Here is a 23,182-nt window from a genome sequence, read left to right as displayed (position 1 = left end):
GGTGCCAGCGAACGGGCTTGCTCAGGGCCCCGCAGCATGAGCTCCCCTGGGGATGGCCTCTTGGGGAGTAGGACCAATGGGGTACTGCGGCTGGCCGGCTCAATTGTGTCCGTCTTCACAGTACGTCGCTATCGGGGATTCCCCGACACCTCACGCATTTCCCCTACGCACGTTTGAGAAATTGTCCGATGACAATTTCCATGGCCGTGGGGGATCGGTCACAATCCAACGCATGAGCAAGATTCACATCCTTGGAATTGCCGGCACCTTCATGGGCGGCGTGGCCGCGCTGGCGCGGGAACTGGGCCATACGGTCCATGGCAGCGACCAGGCGATCTATCCGCCGATGTCCACCCAGCTGGAACAGCTGGGTATCGCGCTGGATCCCGGCTACCGCGCCGACAGCGTCGGACCCGACTGCGACGAGGTGATCGTCGGCAATGCCCTCTCGCGCGGCAATCCGGCCGTGGAAGCGGTGCTTGATGCGGGGCAACGTTACCTCTCCGGCGCCCAGTGGCTGTCCGAGCAGGTGCTGCCCGGCCGCGACACGCTGGCCGTGGCCGGCACCCACGGCAAGACCACCACCACCACCATCCTGACCTGGCTGCTGCAGGCGGCCGGTCGTGAACCGGGGTTCCTGATCGGCGGCGTGGCCGAGGACTTCGGCGTATCGGCGCGTCTTGGCCAGGGGCGGGAGTTCGTGGTGGAGGCGGACGAGTACGACACCGCGTTCTTCGACAAGCGCAGCAAGTTCGTGCACTACCGGCCACTGGTGGCGATCCTCAACAACCTCGAGTACGACCACGCCGACATTTTCCCCGACGTGGCCGCGATCCAGCGCCAGTTCCATCACCTGATCCGCACCGTACCGGCGCGCGGGCGATTGATCGTCAACGGCGAGGATGCTTATCTGGCCGAGGTACTGGCGATGGGCTGCTGGACGCCGGTGGAGCGTTTTGGTTTCGATCCCTCGCTGGAATGGCATGCCGAGCTGGTCAAGCCCGACGGCAGCGTCTTCGTGGTGCACCATCGCGGCACGCGCGTGGGCCAGGTGCAGTGGCCGCTGCTGGGCCGGCACAACGTGCTCAATGGCCTGGCTGCATTGGCGGCCGCGCATGCGATCGGTGTCGAGCTGGCCACGGTGATCCCGGCGCTGGCCGATTTCCGCAGCGTCAAGCGTCGCCTGGAAGTGATCGGGCAGGCGCATGACATCACCGTCTATGACGATTTCGCGCACCACCCCACCGCCATCCACACCACCCTGCAAGGCCTGCGCGCCAAGGTGGGCGATGCGCGCATCGTGGTGGCGATGGAGCCGCGCAGCAATTCGATGCGGCTGGGCGCCCATGCGCAGGCCCTGGCGCCGTCGCTGGACCTGGCCGATGCGGTGGTGTTCCTGCATCGCCCCGAACTGGCCTGGGATGCGTCGACGGTGCTGGTCGCGGTGCGTGGCCAGGCCCATGCGGTATCCGACAGCGAGGCGTTGCTGGCCGAGCTGGGCGCGATCGTGCAGCCGGGCGACCACGTGGTGTTCATGTCCAACGGCGGCTTCGATGGTGCGCCGCGCCGCTTCCTGGCGCAGCTGCAGCACGGCTGACGCGCGGACCATGACCGACGCTGTTTCGCTGCCGTTGTTTCCGTTGCACGCGGTGCTGCTGCCCGGCGCCGCGCTGGGCCTGCGCGTGTTCGAGCGTCGTTACCTGGACATGCTGCGCGACTGCAGCCGCCAGGAATCCAGCTTCGGCATCTGCCTGATCCTGGAAGGCGACGAGGTTGGCGCACCGGCCGCACCGGCGGCCTACGGGGTGGAAGCGCGGATCGAGGATTTCGACGTCGGTGCCGATGGCGTGCTGGTATTGCGCCTGCGCGGCCAGCGTCGCTTCCATGTGCTGCGTACCCGCGTGCGCGACAACGGCCTGATCATCGCCGACGTGCAGTGGTGCGTGCCCGATCACGATGACGAACTGCTGCCCGAGCATGCGTTGCTCGCCACGGTGCTCGGCCACATCATCGACCAGGCCGGCAGCGCCTATGCGCCGGCCCATCCGGCCTTGCTGGAGCAGGCCGCGTGGGTAGGCTGGCGGTTGGCCGAACTGCTGCCGCTGGAAGACCCGCAGCGGCTGCAACTGCTGCAGCAGGACGACCCGCACGAACGCCTGCAGGACCTGCTCAGCTGGATCCCGTAGCGCGGGGTTCTGCCCCGCTGCCTCTGCGCAACAGCCGGGCAGAGCCCGGCGCTACCGCACACCCGCCGGGTAGAGCCTGGCGCTACGGGGTTCGCACCCGCAACACCGGCATCTGCGTTTCCGGATGCGTGTCCACCTGCTGCGGCAGCCCATCGAGCGCATCGCGCACGGCCTTCAGCGACGGGTCGATGCCGCGCATCGGCCGCCACATCCCGAACAGATGGAAATGCTGCTGGTAATGCAGGGTCTGCGCGCTGCCCAGCCACAACGGCTGGTTGCCCGGCTGTACCCGCGCCGGGGCCGGCCACAGCCGCAGCGCGAAGATCTCGTTGGGCGCATTGCCCGCGCGCAGCATCAGCAGCGATTCGACCTGGGTATCCAGCGTGGCCGGCAACACCGGCACTTCTTCGGGCGTGGCCGACTTGTCCAGCATCAACAACGCCTGCTGCCAGCCGGCCTGCGGCTGCACGCGCCAGCCCTGGCGTTCCAGCCGCTGCTGCAGCGGCGCCAGCGGTCCGGCCACCTGCACATCCAGCGGCCAGCGCTGGTCGTCGTCGAATTCATTGCGACGCGACGGCAGGTTGCGCCACTCCTCCTGCCACCAGGCCTGCACGGCGATGTCGGCCGGCACCGGTTGCGCCGGCTCGAAACGCGCCAGCTTGAGCGGAATGTTGCGCGGGGCATACCACAGCGCCGCGAGGGCAAACACGCCATAGAACAGCCACGCCACCGGCTTGACCCAGAACGACCGGTTGAAGCGGCGGCGGTAGGCGATGCCCAGCACCAGCAGCCAGAAGATACCGAACAGCATCCCGCCGATCACATCGCTCAGCCAATGCGCGCCCAGGTAGATACGGGCAAACCCGATCAGGCTGACCACGATGCCCGACAACAGGTACGGCCACACGCGGGTGCGACCGGGCAGTTCGCGCCCGATCAGCACGGCGAAGAAGCCGAAGGTGATCGTGGCCATGGTCACCGACACCGACGGGAAACCGAACCCGCTGCTGGCATCCAGGGGACGCACCACATCCACGGTGGCGCCCAGCAGCTTGCACAGCGCCAGGCCGAAGGCCAACGCCGCCAGCCAATGCCCGGCCGCCATCCAGCGCCGGCGCCAGACCAGGTAGCCCATGCCCGCTGCGGTGGCCGGCAGCAACACCTGCCAGGCCCCCAGCGAGGCCAGCGCGGCCATCGGGTAGTCGGCCAGCGGATTGCGCAATGCCAGCATGGCCTGGTGCACGGCCAGGTCCAGGCGTAACGGTTCGCCATGGGCGACCACGGCCATCAGCAGCGCGAACCAGCCCCAGCCCAGCACCAGCAGCATCAGCGCCAGCATCGCCAGCGGCACCGACTCGCGGCGCTGCGGGTCGAACACCGCCACCGAGTAACGGCCCAGCGTGGGGTGGCGTTGCGACCAGCGCAGCAGCGCGGCCAGCCAGTTGTCCATGCGCGAGGCCGACCAGCGGTAGCTGTACAGCACGATCGCCCACACCACGCCCATCAACACGGCCACCAGGCCCAGCACCATCACCAGTCGCCCGGCCACCGCGGCCACCGCGTCATAGGCCTCGCCGAGCACCCAACCCGGGGCCAGGAACAACACCGCCCAGGACAGGCTGGCGATGCCGCTGGCCTGTACGTAGCGCAGCGCGGGCATCTTCATCATGCCGGCGATGGCCGGCACGAACGGCCGGATCGCCCCGACATAACGGGCAACCAGGATGCTCTTGAACGCATTGCGGCGGAACATCGTCTCGCCGCGATCAAGCAGCTGCGGGAACTTGCTGAACGGCCAGAACCCGCGCAGGCGATCGCCCCAGCGGCGCCCTACCCAGTAACTGATGCCGTCACCGGCAAAGGCCCCCAGTGCCGCGCAGGCCACCGCATACGGACCGGAGATCTGGCCCAGGCCGATGAATACCCCCACGGCGAACAGCAGCGGCAACGCAGGCACGATCGCGCCCAGCACGATGACCGCATCGCAGAAGGCGATAAGGAAGATGACCGCGCCGGCGAGCACGGGGTGAGCTGCGATCCACGTAAGGGTGGTATCGATCCATGATGAGTCCATCGGGGGATTATAGGGGGGTGAAAGTGACTGACTGCCGGCCATGCGCGGCCAATGTTCACCCACTGCCGTGATCGGATGCGATCGCCCGCCTAGAATGGCGCGATGAACCGCACCCCCGATCCCGCGCCGCATGCCCTCAAGGCCGACAGTTTTGGTTGCATCCTGTTGATCGAGCAGGACGGGCAGCGCTTCGTGCGCCGCGACCTGGGCGCCACCCCGTGGTGGCTGCGGCTACCGGCGTGGTGGCTGGCCCGCCGCGAAGCCCGCGCGCTGGCGCACCTGGATGGCATGGCCGACACCCCGGCGCTGCTGTCCTGGAATGGTCGCTGGCTGGACCGCAGTTTCATGGCCGGCGATGCGATGTACCAGCGCCCACCACGTGGCGACCTGGCCTACTTCCATGCCGCGCGCCGGCTGCTGCAGCGTGTGCACCGGCACGGCATCGCGCACAACGACCTGGCCAAGGAAGCCAACTGGCTGGTGCGCGAGGACGGCTCGCCGGCGTTGATCGATTTCCAGCTGGCGGTGATCGGCCACCCGCGCTCGCGCTGGATGCGCCTGCTGGCACGCGAAGACCTGCGGCATCTGCTCAAGCACAAGCGCATGTACTGCCGCGAGCACCTCACTCCGGTGGAGAAACGCCTGCTCAAGCGCACCTCGTGGGTGCGCGATGTGTGGTTCCGCACCGGCAAGCCGGTGTACCGCTTCGTTACCCGCAGGATCCTGCACTGGGAAGACAACGAGGGGCAGGGGCCGAAGCCTTGAGTTTGCTGGAGGTGGGCATGGCAGCGGCGCATCGGTGGACCATGCTGTGTTGGTTGAGGCGGCAGATGCGCGCCTACGTTTGATTTCTGGCGTTTGATGGGCCCATAGCGTTGCCCGGGATGGCGATGAGGATGCACTGACTACCAATGATGCTTTCATCGCCTATGTAGTCTCGGTCGTTGGGCAACATTGCCAGTCGCAGAGCGCGACACTTGAGCGCAACTCACGCGTGGTGAATCGTGCCATTCACACTCTTTTCACAAAGACGTATCTCGCCTATCATCGAGCGATAGACGATCGCATGGAAGCGATGTTCGCCATGGTGCGCGAACGGGCATGCGAGTCAGGGAGTGTCGTGTGAAGTATGCAGTTGCTTGGCAGTGCCGGTTTGGCATTGCATTGGTGTTGTCAGTGTGTGCAGGGTCCGCGCTGGCGGTTGAACCCTACCAGGAATACCGGAAGCTCATTGAGTCGGCGCAGAATCTTACAGCGTTGAAGGATGATCTCTTCGGCGAAAGCATCAGCCTCTACAACGGCAAAACCGAGTTCAATGTCACCGATGTAAGCCTGCCGGGCAACAATGCGCTGCCGGTGGAGATGCGGCGCCGTTTCAGTGTCGAGATGGATTTGGTCGGCAGCGGAAGCTACAACTCCAACATCGATGGCGTCGGGGGCTGGGAGGTCGACACTCCGTATATTTCCGGCATGTTCCCAGGCATTGCGTCCTGGCGCGACAACCGCTGCAGTGGTCACATGGCGCCGCAAGGTCCGATCACCTTCCGCCTCAACGAAATCTGGCATGGCAACATGATCCATGTGCCCGATGGCGGAGACCGGACGATGCTGGGAGCTTGGCCCAAGTCGCCCGTACCGGCTGATGGCGTGGCCCGCAAGTGGAGCACATCCCAGCGCGATGTGATCGATTGCATTCCCATGAAGTCAGGCTTGGCAGGCGAAGGCTATCGGGTCAGGACTACGTCTGGCGTTTCCTATTTTTTCGATACAGCATTCACCCGCTATGGCGGCACGCTGGAAAGGTCGGGAGGACTTGGCGACCGCACCAAGGTGGCTCGAATGCGCATTTATCTGATGGCGAGCCGTGTCGAAGATCGCTCGGGCAATTGGGTCCAGTACCAGTACAACGACAATGGACATCCGATCAGGATCTGGTCCAGCGACGGGCGTGAGATCACGCTGGCCTACAGCGCAGGCATGTTGGCGTCTGTATCCGCAGCAGGCCGTACCTGGGGGTATGCCTACGGACAGGTCGAAGGTCAGAGCCGATTGACCAGCGTCACCCAGCCTGACGGCAGCACCTGGACGTACAACTACTCCAGTGCGCTTCGTGCATGGGAGAAGGTGTTCTGGGATGGCAACAGCAATGAGTCTTGTCTTGAGCAGCCTCTCCCGCGCAATGGCAAAATGGTCATGACCATCAAGCATCCATCGGGAGCGATGGGTGAGTTCCAGTTCTCCAACGGCCGTCAGTATCGCAGCGGTGTCCACGCAAGCGAGTGCATTCGACGCATTTCGGCATCGCAGTACTACTATGAACTGGGCGTGCCGTACTTTTACGACGTTGTTTCGCTGGACATCAAGAAGACATGGGGGCCGGGCCTGCCCAAGACGCTACAGTGGACCTATGACTATGGGAATGGATTCGAGCGCCTTTGGGGGACACCAAGTGGCGGTGCGATTTATCCTTGTACCACCTGCAACAAAGAATAGCAGGTCACGGTCACCAACCCCGACTGGACTCGTACGGTCTACCGCTATGGTTCCCAGTACGCCTTGAATGAAGGTCGGTTGTTGGGCAGCAGCGTGCTTGATGCTGGTGGCAAGGTGGTCAGGAGCAGTACGACGTTGTATATGACCGAGGATGAGGTGAATACACAGCCCTTCATCCCTCTGTACGGGTTGATCTACAGCGGCGATGAGCCCAGTACCGCCCAGGTTCGTCCCGCGGTGGCTGAAGCGATTGAGCAGGATGGTGTCACCTACCAGACCAGTATGCTCACCTTCGATGATCTGGCGCGCCCGCTGCGGGTCAATCGCTCCAGCCCGCTCGGAAGCCGAACCGATGCCACCCAGTATGCAGACGACCGTGTAAGGTGGATTCTGGGTGCCACAGCGAAGGTCACCAACGAAAACACGGGTGCGGTAGTCGAGCAGGCTGCGTTCGATGGCTTGATGCGGCCGACGGAGGTGCGCTCCTATGGATTGCTGAAGCAGGTGCTGACGTACAACGGCGACGGCACCGTAGCGACCGTCGCCGACGGTCGAGGCAACCGCACCACACTTTCTGGCTGGAAACGGGGCACGCCACAGCAGATTCAGTTCGCTGATGGAGCGGGTCAGTCAGCCATCGTCGATGACAATGGCTGGGTCGGCAGCGTCACCGATGAGAACGGCGCAATCACCCGGTATGGATACGATGTCATGGGCCGTATCGCCAACATCGATTGGCCGGCCGGTGACAGTGTCGGCTGGGCCCGCACCACCCAAGCGTTCAACGCCATCAATGGTGAGGAGTATGGCATCGCCGCGGGGCATTGGCGGCAGACGGTAGCCACCGGCAATGCCCGACGCAATGTCTTCTTCGATGCGTTCTGGCGCCCATTGCTGACCGAGGAGTACGACGAGTCCGCACGCGCCGCAACGCAGCGATTCCAGCGGTTCGCCTATGACGAAGCGGGGCGGCAGGTATTCACCTCTCACCTCGGGGGCTCGGCAGCGCTCAGTGCCGGCACTTGGACGGGCTACGACGCACTGGGGCGGCAGACCTCGGTATCGATCGATGGCGAAGCCGGCCTGCTGACCTCGCTGACCAGCTACCTGGCCGGTGGCAGCCTGAAAGTGGTCGATCCCAAAGGAAATGCCACGGTCTCCCGCTTCCAGGCCTTTGGCGCGCCTTCATTCGATGCGCCGATCTCCATCACCCATCCTGCCGGTGCGATCACCGACATCGTGCGCGACACGTTTGGTAAGCCGCGCTCGATCGCGCGTCGCAACCAGGACGGCAGCACGAAGATCACCCGGAGCTATGTGTATGACGGCAATCAGCAGCTCTGCAAGAGCGTGGAGCCGGAAACTGGCGCGACCCTGATGGGCTACGACGCTGCAGGTAATGTGGCGTGGAGCGCGACCGGCCTGGAACTGCCGAGCACTACTGCGTGCGACACCAGTGCCGGCACCGTCGCAGCTCGCAAGGTGGTACGTGGTTACGATGTGCGCAACCGCTTGTCGACCCTGAGCTTCCCGGACAAGAACGGCAACCAGAGCTGGACCTATACCAAGGACGGCAAGCCGGCCACGGTCACCACCGCCAACGATGCGGGCACCACCCAGGCCATCAATACGTACGCTTACAACAAGCGCAATCTGTTGACTGCCGAAACGTCCAGCGACAGTTCCCTGGGTATCCTGTCCTTGGGCTATGCCTACGACACCAATGGTGCGCTGGCGGGCTTGACGTACCCGAGTGGTCGCTTCGTCGATTACGCGCCGAACGCGCTGGGCCAACCGACCAAGGCGGGCAGCTATGCGAATGGCGTCAGCTACTACCCCAATGGTGGCATGAAGCAGTTCAGCTATGGCAACGGCATTGTCCACACGATGGCGCAGAACCTGCGGCAGTTGCCGACCCGGGTGACTGACGGCAAGGGAGCATTGGACAATACGTACGAGTACGACGCCAACGGCAATGTCGCCCGCATCGTTGATAACCTCGACGCCAAACGTACCCGCACAATGGCCTACGACGGTCTCGATCGACTGGTGCAGGCGACGTCACCCTCCTTCGGTGGGGATGGCATTTATCGATACACCTACGACGCGGTAGACAACCTGCGTTCGGCAAAACTGGCGGGCGTGAAGGATCATGTCTACTGGTACGACGCCCGCAATCGGCTGACCAACGTGCAGAACAGTGGCGGCGCAACGACCTTGGGCCTGAGTTACGACGTCCAGGGAAACGTCTCCAATCGCAGCGGTGTGGGCTACAGCTTCGACTTCGGCAACCGCCTGCGTACGGTGGCCGATGCCGAGCGCTATCGCTACGACGCCCATGGTCGCCGAATACTGTCTACCGGCAACGGTGACAACGCAACGATTCGCTCGCTGTACGGCAATGATGGTGTGCTGCGCCGTCAAGAGAATGCGCGCACAGGTAAGAATACCGAGTACATCCACCTCAATGGCAGCTTGGTCGCACAGGCGATCCACGTGGTGGCACCGACGGTGCCGGTCCTGACGGTCCCAGCGTTCAGCAGCAATGGCAGCTTCCAGCTGGAATGGACGGCCGTGACCTATGCAACCGGTTATGAGCTGCGTGAGCGGGTCGGCGTAGGCGCTTGGGCAACGGTCTACCAAGGCGCCGGTCGCAGCTGGAGCGCTTCGGCAAAGGCCGAAGGCACCTTCGGGTACAGCGTACGGGCCTGCCAGCAGACTGCCTGTAGCGGTTGGTCGGCCACGTCGAACCTGGTCGTGCAGCGACCGCCGGTGGCAAAGGCTGCTCTGACTACGCCTGCGACGGCCTACAACGGCAGCTACACCGTGAGTTGGACCGAGGTGGCGGGCGCGGCAACGTACCGTTTGCAGGAACGGGTGGGTACGGGCGCATGGCAGACGGTGCAGGAAACGGCTGCGCGCGCCCGTGCTTTTTCGGGCAAGACTGCCGGCCCCTATGGTTACCGTGTTTACGGATGTAACCCAGCGGGTTGTGGGCCTGAGTCTGCCATCGTTTCGACGACGGTGGTCTATCCGCCGGCAGCTGCACCTTCGATCAGTGCGCCCGCGCAGAGCCTAAATGGTGGCTACACCATCAGCTGGGGCGTGGTGGGCGGTGCAACGCGCTACTCGCTGGAGGAGAGCATCAACAGTGGCGCGTGGAAGGGTGTTGCGTCGGTCGCTGGTACAAGCCAGGCGTTCAGCGGCAAAGGCACCGGCAGCTATGCCTATCGGGTGCGTGCCGGCAATGACGCTGGCTGGGGTGCTTATTCGGGTACCGGCACCGTCTCGGTAATCCGGCCGCCGGGCGTGCCAGCAATCAGTGCGCCAGCGGGAACGGCGTCGGGCAGCGTCACGGTCAGCTGGACCGGGGTTGCAATGGCAACCACCTATCTCCTTGACCAGAGCATCAATGGAGGCGCGTGGACGGCTGTCCAGAATGACGGTTCAACACAGTCGCAGCGCAACGGCTTGGTGTTTGGCACGTACAGCTATCGCGTGAGGGCATGCAACGTTGCTGGATGCAGCGGGTTCTCCAACACCGTATCGATAGCATCCAATCCGCCGCCGGGAACCCCGCAGTTTATCTCTTCGGTCAAGTCGCAGTGGAAGGAGGGGCGTGCGACCAAGATCGCCTGCGACGTCAAATGGACCGGCATGCCGGGTGCCACGACGTACGAGTTGAAGGCCGACGGTGGTTGGTCGCAGTACACGGGACCGGCGACCGCAGTTAGTGCTCATGGCGCCGCCTACTGCGCCGAGACACAGGTGCTGCGAGCCTGCAATGCCAATGGCTGTTCTGCGTGGTCAAGCCCCTATCCCCAGGGATTCATCGATTTCGGCGATATGACCAATCCGAAGTAATGGAGCCATGAAGATGAAGAAGATCCATGTATGCCTTTTGATGACTGTAGGCCTCCTGTTGGGTGCGCGGAGCGTATCGGCGCAGGAGATCGTTCAGTATGTGCATACCGATGCGTTGGGCTCTCCGGTTGCCCTCTCGGATGCTTCCGGGACGATCATAGAGCGCACTACCCACGAGCCGTATGGCGCTGTTATCGGTGAGGCTAAGGGCGATCGACCGGGGTACACGGGCCATGTCTCCGACTCGGCATCAGGCCTGACGTATATGCAGCAGCGGTACTATGATTCGGAACTGGGCTCGTTTTTGAGTTCAGATCCGGTGATACCGCTGGGTAATCCCCCCGCAGGTTAGTAGCAGCCAGAAGTGGAATTTTCTCGTAACCTAACCCGAGGAGATCCCATGAAGAAATCACGATTCACCGACAGCCAGATCATCGCCGTACTCAAGCAGGCCGAGGCCGGCACGCCTGTCCCGGACCTTTGCCGACAGCATGGCATCAGCTCAGCGACGTTCTACAAGTGGCGCAGCAAGTTCGGCGGCATGGATGCGTCCATGGTGTCCCAGCTAAAAGAACTGCAGGACGAGAACCGGCGGCTGAAGAAGATGTACGCCGATGCCCAGCTCAGTGCCGAGCTGCTGAAGGAAGCGCTCTCAAAAAAATGGTGAGGCCATCTCAGCGTCGCGAGATGGCCAGACTGGCGGTCCAGGCAGGCATCACCAGCATCGTTCATGCGTGCAGGACGTTCGAGGTGAGTCAGACCTGCTACCGCTATCAGGCCAAGGCCTGCCAAGAAAATGCGATCATCGCTGACTGGTTGCTCAGGCTGACCAGCGCCTACCGCGATTGGGGCTTTGGGCTGTGCTTCCTGCACCTGCGCAACGTGAAGGGCTTCGCTTGGAACCACAAGCGCGTGTATCGGATCTATCGCGATTTGGAGCTGAACCTGCGCATCAAGCCGCGTAAGCGCATCGTCCGAGAAGTGCCGGCGCCGCTAGCGGTTCCGAAGGCGGCGAACCACACTTGGTCGATGGATTTCATGCACGACCAACTGGCTGATGGACGCAGCTTCCGGATGCTCAACGTACTGGATGATTTCAACCGGCAGGGTCTGGCGATGGAGGTCGACATCTCCTTGCCTGCGGCGCGCGTTATCCGCAGCTTGGAACAGATCATTCAATGGCGCGGAAAGCCTCGCGCCATACGCTGCGACAATGGGCCCGAGTACATCAGCGGAGCGCTGCAAGCATGGGCCGAGCAGCAAGGCATTGCGCTGCTCTACATCCAGCCAGGCAATCCTCAGCAGAACGCCTACATCGAACGCTACAACCGGACCGTGCGTTACGCTTGGCTTGCCAGCAATCTGTTCAATGACATCCAGCAGGTCCAGGACATCGCCACCCGTTGGCTATGGACTTACAACCACGAGCGCCCGAACATGGCGCTCGGCGGCATCACGCCAATGCAGAAGCTTGCACTGGCAGCGTAGTTCCACTTTTGGCGACCGCTAAAAGCGGGGGGATTACCGCTGAACCAAGGGTTCGGACAGTTCAATCGATATCGCTATGCCAATGGAAATCCGTACACCAACATCGATCCCGATGGCCGCCAGTGCACAGGCAGTCGCATTCGTGCCGTGTGTGAAGCCGGAGGAGTTGCGGGTCTACAGACGAGTGCCCGAGGGGCTGGAGCGGCAAGGCAAGCGAACAGTGCGCTCAGAGTGGCTGACGCATTCAGGCCGTTTGAATCAAAGTCTGATATGTACCAAGTTTGGGCGAAGATGGTAGAGCCGGTATCCGAAAGTTGGGGCTATGAAATCGCATCACTCATCTACAAGGCTGGTGGCGGACGGTATCGCTTCGGCGCCGCGCATAGTGATGGATTACCAACCAGCGTGGGCGGAGTGCTTCCGGCAACGGCCGGCGGAGAGATTGGTCTGATACATACACACCCCAACACTCCCGTCATGAGTGCATCAGATGTCGCCGTATCGAGGGTGAGCGGTAGGATGTATGGCGTGGGGAAGTTCTCCGACTGGGGAGATCTGACTACTGCAGTTTCTCGAGAAATTGACGTTGCCATGGTGCATCATGGGCGTGTTTATGAATTCAGTATTGAACAGTATCAACGTGTCATGGCGACCCCGAGTGGCGAGAAGATGGTGCGGCTTGGCGGACTGGTGAAGGAAGTGAAATGAGAAATATCAAGATATTAGGGTTGATCGTCCTGGCGCTGGCCGGATGCCAAGGAACGAAACCCGTTGCAGTATCCAGCGCCGAAGATGTCTGCGCCTACCGGATGAGTGGTGGGGTTTGCCATGTATCCCCGGTTCAACTGCTGACTTCGCCCGAGAAGCTGGCGGGGAGAGACGTTGTTGTTGTCCTCTACTACCCGGGCTTCGGCGCACGTGTGCTGTTCGCCAGTCATGATGCGGCGCAGAGCAACGATCTGGCGTCCGGATTCGTTTTCCCCAGCGCCCAGCGTGGACGTATGGAGGGAGTAGGGCCAACAATGGATCTGCCCGGCTACTACCGTGTGATCGCTCACTTTGAGCGATCAAAGCCGGTGATTGTCGGCGAGGGGATTACACCGTTGGAAGTTGTTGCAGGTCGATTCGAGCGGATCGTGGAAGCGCAGCGAGTACCATCGCTGGATGAGGTTGTGGAGGAGTGCTATGCACTCGGAAACTGCACAATGAACTACTCACAAGGGTTTCTTCCCCTGCCGACGCTGGATGGTATCGAGAAGAAGTAGTGTGCCGACGGGGGTAAGGAGGAAGCCCGCCAGCGATGCGGACGCAAAGGGAACATCCATCGAGGCGGCCTTGAGCGTGCCAAGGAAGTTGGCGTGAATTCCTATGTTTCAGCGCCGAGAAGTGCAGTCACGGGGTTTGATCTGCGTGGAATGCTTAAGGCGGTCTCGAAAGCAGGTGATTCTTATGTCGCAGCGCAGGATTATTTCTTTGAGGTTCCCCTGATGAAGAAGTCAACGCTTAGGTTGCTTGCTGTCTCGTCAGTTGTACTCCTTGCTGCTGGCTGTCAAGGCCAAGGCATTAGTCAACGAAGCTCCACTGACCGGGCCTTGGGTGAACCTGGAGCATGCAAGATTCGAGGGAATTCGGCCACGACCGTCGTCTGTATGACTTCTTTTTTCAGTATTTTGGCCGATCCAGTTGTATTTGATGGCCGCAGGATTTCAATGATGGCATGGGTTAATCAAGCTGGCGATGTATTGCTTCTCTTTCCGACTAAAGAGGCGCTTGATTCTGGCGATTCTTTCCAGTCCATCGTAATTTACTCCGGCGCGGACGCGCTGAGTATGGTCGAAGCGAAAGGGCGCGCGAAGGGGCCAGAATACTTGCGTATTACTGGCGTTTTTCACGTGATAGGTGGCGGCGATTCAAAAGTAAAATTCCATGCCATCGATGTAGATCGCCTTGGAATGATGGAGAACTGGGAGGCCGGTCGTTGATGGTGCCGCAGCCTTCGCTCGATCATGCTCCGGATGACGGTCCGCTGTCAGCGGAATTTCGTCGTCGTGAGTGGACTTTATGAGGTGAGCTTGGAGTGCGTTGAGCCGAGAGATGCAAGTGGCGGATTGGTGTTCTATCGAGGACGCATGAGTGCAGGCGTCTCGGAGGAGCTCATTGCAGATTTCATGGTCTTTTGCTGGCAGATGACAGACCCGGGTCGAGTCGCTGCGCTTCGATTGGATTCAGATGAGGTCGCGAGCCTTGCAGATCAGCTGTCTGATCTCATGGGGCAGGTAGATCAGAAGTTTGGACGTTGGAGCCCTCCGGCATTCTGGAAGCGCTACATTGAATGGGCGGACCATGGTGCCGACTTCCTTGTTGAAGAGTGCAAGGAGTTCTTGCAGAGAAGGTCTGAGTATCTCGAGCCTTCGTTTTTCGTTTTTTCATCGACAAGTGGTGGTGAGATGCAGCGGGAAGCAATGAGCCTTTTATATGCGTGTTCAGGCTCCGGAACGATGCGCTGTGAGTATATTTCGTCCGTAATTGAGAGTGTTTTTCAGATGAAGGTGGATTGATAGTTGGCCTGATTAACAGCTGAGCGAGAGGAACCGGAATCGCCCAGGCTTGCGTAGATACCTAGAACGAACTGCTGCACCTGTCACCATCGTGACGGGTTTGGACGTTGGAGCCGAGATCGCAAAGGTTGCGCCTGACTGGTTCACGGTTCAGAGCTGCGCGCTCCATTTGGTACATTGCCGGGCGATCCTGGAGAGCCTGGTTTTGAGAGAGTTGTGATGAGTCACTTGAAGAGTGAGTGGAACAAGAGCCCGTTGCATATTCTCGATGAGGTTGGTGGGGTGATACCGTGATGAATCTTCCAAGTGCCCTGCTTGCCCTTGCGGCGATAGGCTTTGGCGTTTGGATGTTCTACCTCCTCCCTGGCTGGGTTGGTATAGTCGCCGGATGTGCCTTGCTGGCATTTGCAATCATTACTACTGTTCTTGTTGTGCTAGGTACTGGAGGGAGGGGTAAGGTCGCTCACGTCTGGCGGGAGTTCTTCGACTTCTTGTACGGTTTGTGACCTCAGCGTGATTCGCGTTGTGATCTTGATTGCGGGGACGTATGCCTACCCAGTCAGGGATGCAATGCGGGAGGTGCCGGCGGGCTAGTTACCCCGCTGATCAACGTTGTCGGCAGTCGTTTGGGAGGCGACCTTGCCCGGATCGTGGCGCTGCTCCGACCGGAGCGCTGCCTTGCTGGGCATAATGCCCATCTACAGTGATCGCAACGAGGACATTCGCATGGCCAGTCTGCAAGGCAAAACCCTCTTCATCACCGGTGGCTCGCGCGGCATCGGGCTGGCCATTGCGCTGCGTGCCGCACGCGACGGCGCCAATATCGCCATCGCGGCCAAGTCGGCGGTGCCCAACCCGAAGCTGCCCGGCACCATCCACAGTGCCGCCGAGGCGGTCACCGCTGCCGGTGGCCAGGCGCTGGCGCTGAAGTGCGATATCCGCGAAGAGGATCAGGTGCGCGCTGCCGTGGCCGCCGCAGTGGATACCTTTGGCGGTATCGACATCCTGGTCAACAACGCCAGCGCGATCTGGCTGCGCGGCACCCTGGATACGCCGATGAAGCGCTTTGACCTGATGCAGCAGGTCAATTCGCGCGGCAGCTTCCTGTGCGCGCAGGCCTGCCTGCCGCACCTGCTGCAGGCCCCCAACCCGCACATCCTCACCTTGGCACCGCCGCCGAGCCTGGACCCGAAATGGTGGGGCCCGCACACCGGTTACACGCTGGCCAAGATGGGCATGAGCTTTGTCACGCTGGGGTTGGCCGCCGAGTTCGGCCCGCAGGGCGTGGCGGTCAATGCGCTGTGGCCGCGCACCATCATCGCCACCGATGCGATCAACATGATTCCCGGGGTCGACGTGGCCGGCTGCCGCACGCCGGAGATCCTGGCCGATGCGGCGCACGCGGTGCTCACCCGTGACGCCGCCGGTTTCAGTGGCCAGTTCCTGCTCGATGACGAGGTGCTGGCGCAGGCGGGCATTACCGACCTGAGCGGCTATGCGGTGGACCCATCGCATCCACTGCTGCCGGACCTGTTCCTGGATTGAGCGGTTGCCGAAAGGCTTACCTGCGCGGCCCGGGTGGGTACACTACGTCTCTGGAATCGTTTACATCACGGAGACGTTTGATGAAACATGCACTTTCCACGGCCGCGCTGGCCGTGTCGATCGCCCTGGTCCTGTCCGCCTGCGGCGGCAAACCCACCGATGCGGGCAAGGAGGCTGCCGATGCGGCCGGCACGGCCGCCGATACCGCCGCCATCGACGCCGAGCAGGCGCTGACCGCCAAGCTCAACGGCTACATCGAGTGCTACAACGATGTGGATTCGGACATTCAACGTGGCATCGGCTATTACACCGGCTGGATGAACGATCCCAAGGCCGGGCCGACCGGTCGCGAAGACCGCCCGATCGGCCCGCCGGACCTGGAGGTCAGTGACCTGGCCAGCTGCGATGCGGCCATTCCCACCGGCATCGCCGCCGCGCCGGCCCTGGCCGAACTGGACAAGGCCGCCAAGGCCTACCTGGACAGCCTGCACACCCTGCAGCCGCTTACCCATGCTGCCTACGACTACTACAAGCGCGAGGACTACCAGGACGATGGCTACGCGCGCGGCAAGCAGATGCATGCGCCGTTGATGGACGCGCTGGTCGCTTTCGCCGAGGCCAGCGACACCTTCAGCACGGCCCTGGATGCCGAGAACGACCGCGCCCAGCAGGCGCAGCTGCAGGCACTGGAAAAGCAGGAAGGCCGCACCCGTACGTACTACCGCCTGGCGATCATGCTGGAGGCCAAGTCGCTGATGGACTTCATGTCTGACGAGGACTTCGACGTGGCCCAGGGCCGCGCCAGACTGGCCGCGTTCAACACCATCGCCGACGAAGCGCATGCCAAGGTGGGCGAGCAGGAACCGGGCAAAATGGACTGGAAGAGTTTTGAAACCGCGGCCGAGCAGTTCCGCCGCGAAGGCCGTGAGCGCATCAAGCGCGTGGTCGACAAGACCCCGTACACCGACTTCGAACAGCGCATGCATGATTCGCCGACGCATGCTGCGCAGGGCTCGGCCGGGCGGCTGTTGAACGAATACAACAAGCTGGTGTTCCAGAGCAACCGGCAGTAACGCGGTCGAGGCCGCTGCCGGCGCCCGCGCGCCGGCAGCGGCGGCCCGCGCCTGCTACTGGTTGAACACCTTGGGCAGTTTCTCGCCGCACTGGCGGCAATGCCGGGCATCGGGCTCGTGTCCTTCCAGCCCGCAATGCGGGCAGCCGCGCGCATCGCGGCGCGCGGCCTGTTCGGCATCGCGCATGGTGCTGGCCAGTTCGGCGGTGTAGATGCCGGTGGGCACGGCGATGATGCTGTAGCCGATCAGGATCAGCACCGAGGTGACAAAGCGGCCCAGCACGGTCTGCGGCACGATGTCGCCAAAGCCTACCGTGGCCATGGTCACCACGGCCCAGTACATGCTGCTGGGGATGCTGGTGAAGCAGTGGTTGGGGCCTTCGATGACGTACATCATGGTGCCGGCGATGATCGTGATGGTCACCACCGTGAACAGGAACAGCAGCACTTTGCGCCGGCTGCGCCACAGCGACTCCATCAGGATGCCGCTTTCTTCGATGTAGCGGGTCAGCTTGAGGATGCGGAACACCCGCAGGATGCGCAGCGCACGCACCACCAGCAGGCTTTGCGCGCCGGGGATGAACAGCGACAGGTAGGTGGGCAGGATCGAGGCGACATCGATGATCCCCCAGATGCTGAACGCGTAGCGCAGCGGCCGTTTGACCACCACCAGGCGCAGCACGTACTCGGCGGTGAACAGTATCGTGAAGCCCCACTCCAGCACGTACAGCCAGTCGGCGTGGGCGGTATGGAAGCGCTGCACGCTGTCCAGCATCACCACCAGCACGCTGGCGATGATGGCGTACACCAGCAGCAGGTCGAAATTGCGCGAGGGCCGGGTGTCGTGGCGGTAGATGATGTCGAACCAACGCCGGCGCCAGCCGGTCTCGGTGGCGGGGTTGAGCTGGGGGGCACTGAGCGGTCGCATGAGGCGCATTGTGCCCCAGCCGGTGGAAGCGCGAGAATGGGGACTTTCCTGAGCCCCTGACTGCCATGACCGCCGCTGCCACCGATCCGCTGTTGTCCCTGTCGCATTACTACCTGCCGGTCTACAAGCCGCGCCAGGTGGTGCTCGAGCGCGGCCAGGGCGCGCGCGTCTGGGATACCCAGGGGCGTGAGTTCATCGACCTGTCCGCCGGCATCGCCGTGTGCGGGCTGGGCCACAACGACCCGGACCTGACCGCCGCGCTGGTCGCACAGGCCGGCAAGCTGTGGCACACCAGCAACGTGTTCTACAGCGAGCCGCCGCTGCGCCTGGCCGAGGAACTGGTCACCGCCTCACGCTTCGCCGAGCGGGTGTTCCTGTGCAATTCCGGCGCCGAAGCCAATGAAGTGGCGATCAAGCTGGTGCGCAAGTGGGCCTCCTCACAGGGCCGCCCGGCCCACCAGCGGGTAATCGTGACGTTCCGCGGCAGCTTCCACGGCCGCACCCTGGCCACGGTGACTGCCACCGCGCAGCCCAAGTACCAGGAAGGCTACGAGCCGCTGCCTGCCGGTTTCCGCTACGTCGATTTCAACGATGAGACCCAGCTGGAAACCGTGATGGCCGCTGGCGACGTGGCCGCGGTGATGCTTGAGCCGATCCAGGGCGAGGGCGGGGTGATGCCGGCCAAGCCGGGCTTCATGCAGCGTATCCGCGACCTGTGCGACCAGCACAATGCGTTGATGGTGCTCGATGAGATCCAGGTCGGCATGGGCCGCACCGGCACTCTGTTCGCGCATTGGCAGGACGGCATTACGCCGGACATCGTGACCCTGGCCAAGGCCCTCGGCGGTGGTTTCCCGATCGGCGCGATGCTGGCCGGGCCCAAGGTGGCCGAGGTGATGCAGTTCGGCGCGCACGGCACCACCTTCGGTGGCAATCCGCTGGCCGCTGCGGTGGCGCGGGTGGCGCTGCGCAAGCTGTCCTCGCCGGAGATCGCCCACAACGTCAGCCGCCAGTCGCAGGCGCTGCGCGATGGACTGGGCAGGATCAATGACGAGTTCAAGGTGTTCAGCCAGGTGCGGGGGCGCGGCCTGATGCTGGGCGCGGTGCTGGACAAGGATTTTGCCGGCCAGGCGGGCGCCATCCTCGACCATGCCGCCGAGCTTGGCCTGCTGACCCTGCAGGCCGGTCCGGACGTGCTGCGCTTCGTGCCGTCGTTGAACATCACCGACGAGGAAATCGCCGAGGGCCTCAAGCGCCTGCGCGCGGCGATTGCCGCGTTTGTCGCTTCGCGATAGATACCGGCATCGGCGCCGGGTCCATCGTGTCGCGCTGAACACCGGCCCGTAGAGCCGACCGTTGGTCGGCTGCTTCTGATCGGCAGGCGACCACCGGCCACCGATCAACGGCCCCTGATCAACGGCAGCCGACCAACGGTCGGCTCTACGGGTGCAGGGTGTACCGCTGCAACACCTTGCCAACGCTGCGGCTGTCGTTGGCCGTCTCCGCATGCAGGCCGGCCGTGCGCGCGCCGCGCACATTGACGAACAGGTCATCGATGAACAGCGTGCGCCCGGCGCACGCGCCCAACCGCGTCATCGCTTGGGTGAATACCGCCGGGTCCGGCTTGCGCGAGCCCAGGGCCCCGCTGCACAGGATGCGCCCGTGCAGGGCATCGGCCAGGGTAGGGAGGAGGCGTGGGATTGTCTGGGCCATGAGCGCGCCATTGTTGGTCAGGATCGCGATCGGCATCCGGCGCGCGATGCGCTCGACGCGTTCGATCACCCCGGTCTGTGGCACGGAGGCAGCAATACGTGCGTCCTGCCACTGATCGATACCGATCGTGGTATGCAGTGCCTCGCCCAGTTGCTGCAGATACGTGGCACTGTCCAGGCCGGCGTCATGCGCCTGCTCCAGCCCGCTGTCGAACAACGCGGCCTGTACCTGCGCAACGCTGCGGCCGGTGCTGGCGGCAAGATGACGCACGCGCAGATGGCGCGCATAGCGCACCAGCACGCCATCCAGGTCCAGCAGCAGGCAGTCCACGGCAACCGGCATCGGCAAGGTTCGTCCAGGTCCAGTGCTGACCGTACCTCACTGCGGGCACGCGCTGCGACATCGCGTCGCAGGTGGGCAGCGGGGTGGCTGTCTAGAATCCTTGGGACTGCCTGATGGAGATCGCCGTGAAACTGCTTGCCCCCGTGTTGCTCGCCGGCCTGATGCTGGCCCCGGCTGCCCATGCCCGCGTGTGCGCGGTCAGCCTCGACAGCACCGACCAGATGAGCTTCACCCAGAAGGAGATCAAGGTTGCCGCCGATTGCAGCCAGGTCAAGCTGACCCTGCGCCACACCGGCAAGCTGGCCGCCACGGCGATGGGCCACAACTGGGTGCTGACCCGCAGCGCGGACTATCAGCCGGTGGCGATGGCGGGCATGCGCATGACCCTGGCCGACAGCTACCTGCCCAAGGGCGATGCGCGCGTGCTGGCACATACGCCGGTGATCGGCGGCGGGCAGACCACCAGCGTGACCTTCTCGACCGCGAAGCTGGCCAAGGGCGGCGATTACACGTTCTTCTGCTCGTTCCCGGGGCATTTTGCGATGATGAAAGGGCGTTTCGTTTTCGGTTGAAGACCGAAAGCGAAACGCCCGGTAGCTACCGACCGTTGGTCGGTAGACGATGTGACGACCAACGGTCGTCACCTACCGCGTTCGATCAGCCCTTGACCACCTTGAACGCCTCGCGCGCGGCGTCAATGGTGGCATCGATCACGCTGTCATCGTGCGCGCTGGACATGAAACCGGCCTCGTAGGCCGACGGCGCCAGGAACACGCCGCGCTCCAGCATCGCGTGGAAGAAGGTGTTGAATGCGGGGATGTCGCAGGCGATGGCCTGGGCGTAGCTGTCGACCTTTTGATCGGTGAAGAACAGGCCGAACATGCCGCCGACCTGGTTGGTGGTCACCGCCACGCCGGCGTCGGCCGCGGCCGCTTCGAGCCCGGCGCACAGGCGCGCGCTGGCCGCGCTCAACCGATCATGGAAACCCGGTTCCTGGATCAGCTCCAGCATTGCCAGGCCGGCGGCCATCGCCACCGGATTGCCGCTGAGCGTGCCGGCCTGGTAGATCGGGCCGGACGGGGCGATCTGCGACAGCAGGTCCGCACGGCCGCCGTAGGCACCCACCGGCATGCCGCCGCCGATGATCTTGCCGAACGTGCTCAGGTCCGGGGTGATGCCGTAATGCGCCTGCGCACCGCCGAGGGCGACGCGGAAGCCGGTCATCACTTCGTCGAAGATCAGCAGCGTGCCGTACTGGGTGCACAGCGCACGCAGGTGCTGCAGGTAACCCTCGCGCGGTAGAATGCAGTTGGCGTTGCCCACCACCGGTTCGATGATCAGCCCGGCAATCTCGCGGCCCTGTTCGGCGAACAGCGCGGTGGCGGCGTCGAAATCGTTGTAGGGCAGGGTGAGGGTGAGTTCGCTCAGGCCGGCCGGCACGCCAGGGGAGGTCGGCACGCCCAGGGTCAGCATGCCGCTGCCGGCCTTGACCAGGAACGAGTCGCCGTGGCCGTGGTAGCACCCTTCAAACTTGACGATGCGGTTGCGCCCGGTGGCACCGCGTGCCAGCCGGATCGCCGACAACGTGGCTTCGGTGCCGGAGTTGACCATGCGCACCATCTCGCACGAGGGAATCAACCGGGTGAGGGTTTCGGCCATCACCACTTCGGCTTCGCACGGTGCACCGAAGGACAGGCCATCGCCGACCGCCTGTTTGACCGCCTGGCGCACGCTGGGGTGGTTGTGGCCGACGATCATCGGGCCCCACGAACCGACGTAGTCGATGTAGCGGTTGCCGTCCACGTCGTACAGGTACGGACCATCGGCGCGCTTGACGAAGAACGGTTCGCCGCCGACCGACTTGAACGCACGCACCGGCGAATTGACCCCGCCGGGCAGCAGCGCCTGGGCGCGGGTGAACAGGGCGTGGGACTGGTCGTGGTTCATGGGCTTTCCTGGGAATTACGCGAACTGGGCGCGGTAGGCGCGCTGGGCGGCAACCGGATCGGCGGCGGCGAAGATACCGCTGACCACGGCCACCAGCTCGGCACCGGCGGCGATGATGGGACCGACATTGTCCGGGGTCAGCCCGCCAATGGCCACCCGCGGCACGCCCAGTGCGGCGCTTTGACGCAGCAGGTCGGGATGGGCGCGGCTGGTGGTGACCTTGGTGGTGGTCGGGAAGAAGGCGCCGAAGGCCACGTAGCTGGCGCCCGCGGCCACGGCGCGTTCGGCATTGGCCAGCTGGTCGTAGCAGGACGCCCCGATGATGGCATCGGCGCCCAGCAGCCCGCGCGCCTGGCCGATGTCGCCATCGGTACCGCCCAGGTGCACGCCGGCCGCGCCCACGGCCTGGGCCAGCAGTGGATCGTCGTTGATGATCAGCGGCACGCCGTGCTGCACGCACAGCGCCTGCAGGGCATGCGCCTGTGCCTGGCGCAGGGCGGTGTCGGCGGTCTTGTTGCGGTATTGCAGCCAGGTGACGCCAGCGGCCAGCAGCGGCGCGGTACGCGCCAGCAGGCGCGCGGTGTCGGCCTCGTCAGGGGTGATCAGGTAAACGCCGCTGGGGCGCAGCGTGGTGGCTGAAGCAGGATTCATCGGTGGCTACCGGTAGCACGACGGGAGTGGGACAATGGCCGTTGCCAGTTCTTGTCCAGCCGTGATTATCCAATGACCGATGCCACCGCCACCACCTTCCGCACCTGGATGTGCGTTGTCTGCGGCTTCCTGTACAAGGAAGAGGAGGGCTTGCCCGAAGAAGGCATCGCTCCCGGCACGCGCTGGGAAGACATTCCCGAGACCTGGACGTGCCCGGATTGCGGCGTGACCAAGGATGATTTCGAGATGGTCGAGATCGATTGACGGCGGTAGGTATCGACCGTTGGTCGCTACCTGCACGCCCCACGGTCGTGCGCTACC

21 protein-coding genes are annotated in these 23,182 nt (G+C 63.4%); 16 read left to right on the top strand and 5 right to left on the bottom strand.

The window, feature by feature from the left end; genetic code table 11:
• Nucleotides 1-232 precede the first annotated feature (232 nt).
• Nucleotides 233-1,597, top strand: coding sequence for a UDP-N-acetylmuramate:L-alanyl-gamma-D-glutamyl-meso-diaminopimelate ligase (mpl, locus tag AC3IR9_RS16975; protein ID WP_489292176.1), 1,365 nt, complete (start codon nt 233-235; stop codon nt 1,595-1,597).
• 10 nt (nt 1,598-1,607) lie between these two features.
• Nucleotides 1,608-2,186 (top strand): LON peptidase substrate-binding domain-containing protein, encoded by a 579-nt coding sequence (locus AC3IR9_RS16970; protein ID WP_489292174.1) that lies wholly within the window; start codon nt 1,608-1,610, stop codon nt 2,184-2,186.
• An 82-nt stretch (nt 2,187-2,268) separates the two neighbouring features.
• Here AC3IR9_RS16970 and AC3IR9_RS16965 read toward each other — a convergent pair whose 3' ends face one another.
• Nucleotides 2,269-4,260, bottom strand: coding sequence for a bifunctional DedA family/phosphatase PAP2 family protein (locus AC3IR9_RS16965; protein ID WP_489292173.1), 1,992 nt, complete (start codon nt 4,258-4,260; stop codon nt 2,269-2,271).
• A gap of 102 nt (nt 4,261-4,362) precedes the next feature.
• Between AC3IR9_RS16965 and AC3IR9_RS16960 the strand changes: the two genes are divergently transcribed.
• The 11 genes from AC3IR9_RS16960 (at nt 4,363) to AC3IR9_RS16910 (ending at nt 17,281) form a co-directional block, all read left to right on the top strand.
• Nucleotides 4,363-5,025 (top strand): protein kinase family protein, encoded by a 663-nt coding sequence (locus tag AC3IR9_RS16960; RefSeq protein ID WP_489292172.1) that lies wholly within the window; start codon nt 4,363-4,365, stop codon nt 5,023-5,025.
• Between the two features lie 357 nt (nt 5,026-5,382).
• A complete protein-coding gene (locus AC3IR9_RS16955; RefSeq protein ID WP_489292171.1) occupies nt 5,383-6,753 on the top strand; it encodes a hypothetical protein in 1,371 nt (456 codons plus the stop codon).
• Nucleotides 6,754-6,894: 141 nt separating this feature from the next.
• Nucleotides 6,895-10,617, top strand: a complete 3,723-nt coding sequence (locus tag AC3IR9_RS16950) for an RHS repeat domain-containing protein (protein ID WP_489292170.1) — start codon at nt 6,895-6,897, stop codon at nt 10,615-10,617.
• Nucleotides 10,618-10,630: 13 nt separating this feature from the next.
• Nucleotides 10,631-10,969 (top strand): RHS repeat domain-containing protein, encoded by a 339-nt coding sequence (locus AC3IR9_RS16945; protein ID WP_489292169.1) that lies wholly within the window; start codon nt 10,631-10,633, stop codon nt 10,967-10,969.
• A 48-nt stretch (nt 10,970-11,017) separates the two neighbouring features.
• Nucleotides 11,018-12,105 (top strand): IS3 family transposase gene (locus tag AC3IR9_RS16940; RefSeq protein WP_489290575.1). Its coding sequence is split into 2 segments (ribosomal slippage): nt 11,018-11,270 and nt 11,270-12,105, totalling 1,089 coding nucleotides; the frame shifts between segments, so codons are not numbered across the junction.
• A gap of 231 nt (nt 12,106-12,336) precedes the next feature.
• Complete coding sequence (locus AC3IR9_RS16935; protein ID WP_489292168.1) at nt 12,337-12,813, top strand: hypothetical protein; 477 nt, start codon at nt 12,337-12,339, stop codon at nt 12,811-12,813.
• Nucleotides 12,810-13,370, top strand: coding sequence for a hypothetical protein (locus tag AC3IR9_RS16930; protein WP_489292166.1), 561 nt, complete (start codon nt 12,810-12,812; stop codon nt 13,368-13,370). Before AC3IR9_RS16935 ends, AC3IR9_RS16930 begins: the two co-directional genes overlap by 4 nt.
• 93 nt (nt 13,371-13,463) lie before the next feature.
• Entirely contained in the window at nt 13,464-14,087 is a 624-nt protein-coding gene (locus tag AC3IR9_RS16925; RefSeq protein WP_489292165.1) for a hypothetical protein, read from the top strand.
• A gap of 147 nt (nt 14,088-14,234) precedes the next feature.
• Nucleotides 14,235-14,663 carry a hypothetical protein gene (locus AC3IR9_RS16920; protein ID WP_489292164.1) on the top strand — a complete coding sequence of 143 codons (429 nt, stop codon included), beginning with the start codon at nt 14,235-14,237 and terminating at the stop codon, nt 14,661-14,663.
• A 726-nt stretch (nt 14,664-15,389) separates the two neighbouring features.
• Entirely contained in the window at nt 15,390-16,208 is an 819-nt protein-coding gene (locus AC3IR9_RS16915) for an SDR family oxidoreductase (protein WP_489292162.1), read from the top strand.
• An 80-nt stretch (nt 16,209-16,288) separates the two neighbouring features.
• Nucleotides 16,289-17,281 (top strand): YiiG family protein, encoded by a 993-nt coding sequence (locus AC3IR9_RS16910; protein ID WP_489292161.1) that lies wholly within the window; start codon nt 16,289-16,291, stop codon nt 17,279-17,281.
• Between the two features lie 54 nt (nt 17,282-17,335).
• On the opposite strand, the gene AC3IR9_RS16905 is transcribed toward AC3IR9_RS16910, so the two are convergent.
• Entirely contained in the window at nt 17,336-18,208 is an 873-nt protein-coding gene (locus AC3IR9_RS16905; protein WP_489292159.1) for an ion transporter, read from the bottom strand.
• A gap of 65 nt (nt 18,209-18,273) precedes the next feature.
• On the opposite strand from AC3IR9_RS16905, the gene AC3IR9_RS16900 reads away from it, so the two are divergent.
• Nucleotides 18,274-19,503 (top strand): acetylornithine transaminase, encoded by a 1,230-nt coding sequence (locus AC3IR9_RS16900; protein ID WP_489292158.1) that lies wholly within the window; start codon nt 18,274-18,276, stop codon nt 19,501-19,503.
• A 145-nt stretch (nt 19,504-19,648) separates the two neighbouring features.
• Here the strand turns inward: AC3IR9_RS16900 and AC3IR9_RS16895 are convergent, their stop codons facing one another.
• Nucleotides 19,649-20,263: an HAD-IA family hydrolase gene (locus AC3IR9_RS16895; RefSeq protein WP_489292157.1), complete on the bottom strand. Its 615-nt coding sequence runs from the start codon at nt 20,261-20,263 to the stop codon at nt 19,649-19,651.
• A gap of 113 nt (nt 20,264-20,376) precedes the next feature.
• On the opposite strand from AC3IR9_RS16895, the gene azu reads away from it, so the two are divergent.
• The gene (gene azu, locus AC3IR9_RS16890; RefSeq protein ID WP_489292156.1) at nt 20,377-20,835 is read left to right on the top strand and encodes an azurin; all 459 of its coding nucleotides are present in this window, start codon (nt 20,377-20,379) and stop codon (nt 20,833-20,835) included.
• Nucleotides 20,836-20,920: 85 nt separating this feature from the next.
• Here azu and hemL read toward each other — a convergent pair whose 3' ends face one another.
• Both hemL and thiE read right to left on the bottom strand, forming a co-directional pair.
• Nucleotides 20,921-22,210: a glutamate-1-semialdehyde 2,1-aminomutase gene (hemL, locus tag AC3IR9_RS16885; RefSeq protein ID WP_489292155.1), complete on the bottom strand. Its 1,290-nt coding sequence runs from the start codon at nt 22,208-22,210 to the stop codon at nt 20,921-20,923.
• A gap of 15 nt (nt 22,211-22,225) precedes the next feature.
• The gene (gene thiE / locus AC3IR9_RS16880; RefSeq protein WP_489292153.1) at nt 22,226-22,861 is read right to left on the bottom strand and encodes a thiamine phosphate synthase; all 636 of its coding nucleotides are present in this window, start codon (nt 22,859-22,861) and stop codon (nt 22,226-22,228) included.
• 72 nt (nt 22,862-22,933) lie between these two features.
• Between thiE and AC3IR9_RS16875 the strand changes: the two genes are divergently transcribed.
• Entirely contained in the window at nt 22,934-23,125 is a 192-nt protein-coding gene (locus tag AC3IR9_RS16875; RefSeq protein WP_489292152.1) for a rubredoxin, read from the top strand.
• The last annotated feature ends 57 nt before the right edge of the window (nt 23,126-23,182 follow it).

Source organism: Stenotrophomonas sp. GL_101 (assembly GCF_057835675.1).
Note: the sequence above shows the minus strand (reverse complement) of the source record. Positions and strands in the feature narration are given on the sequence as shown.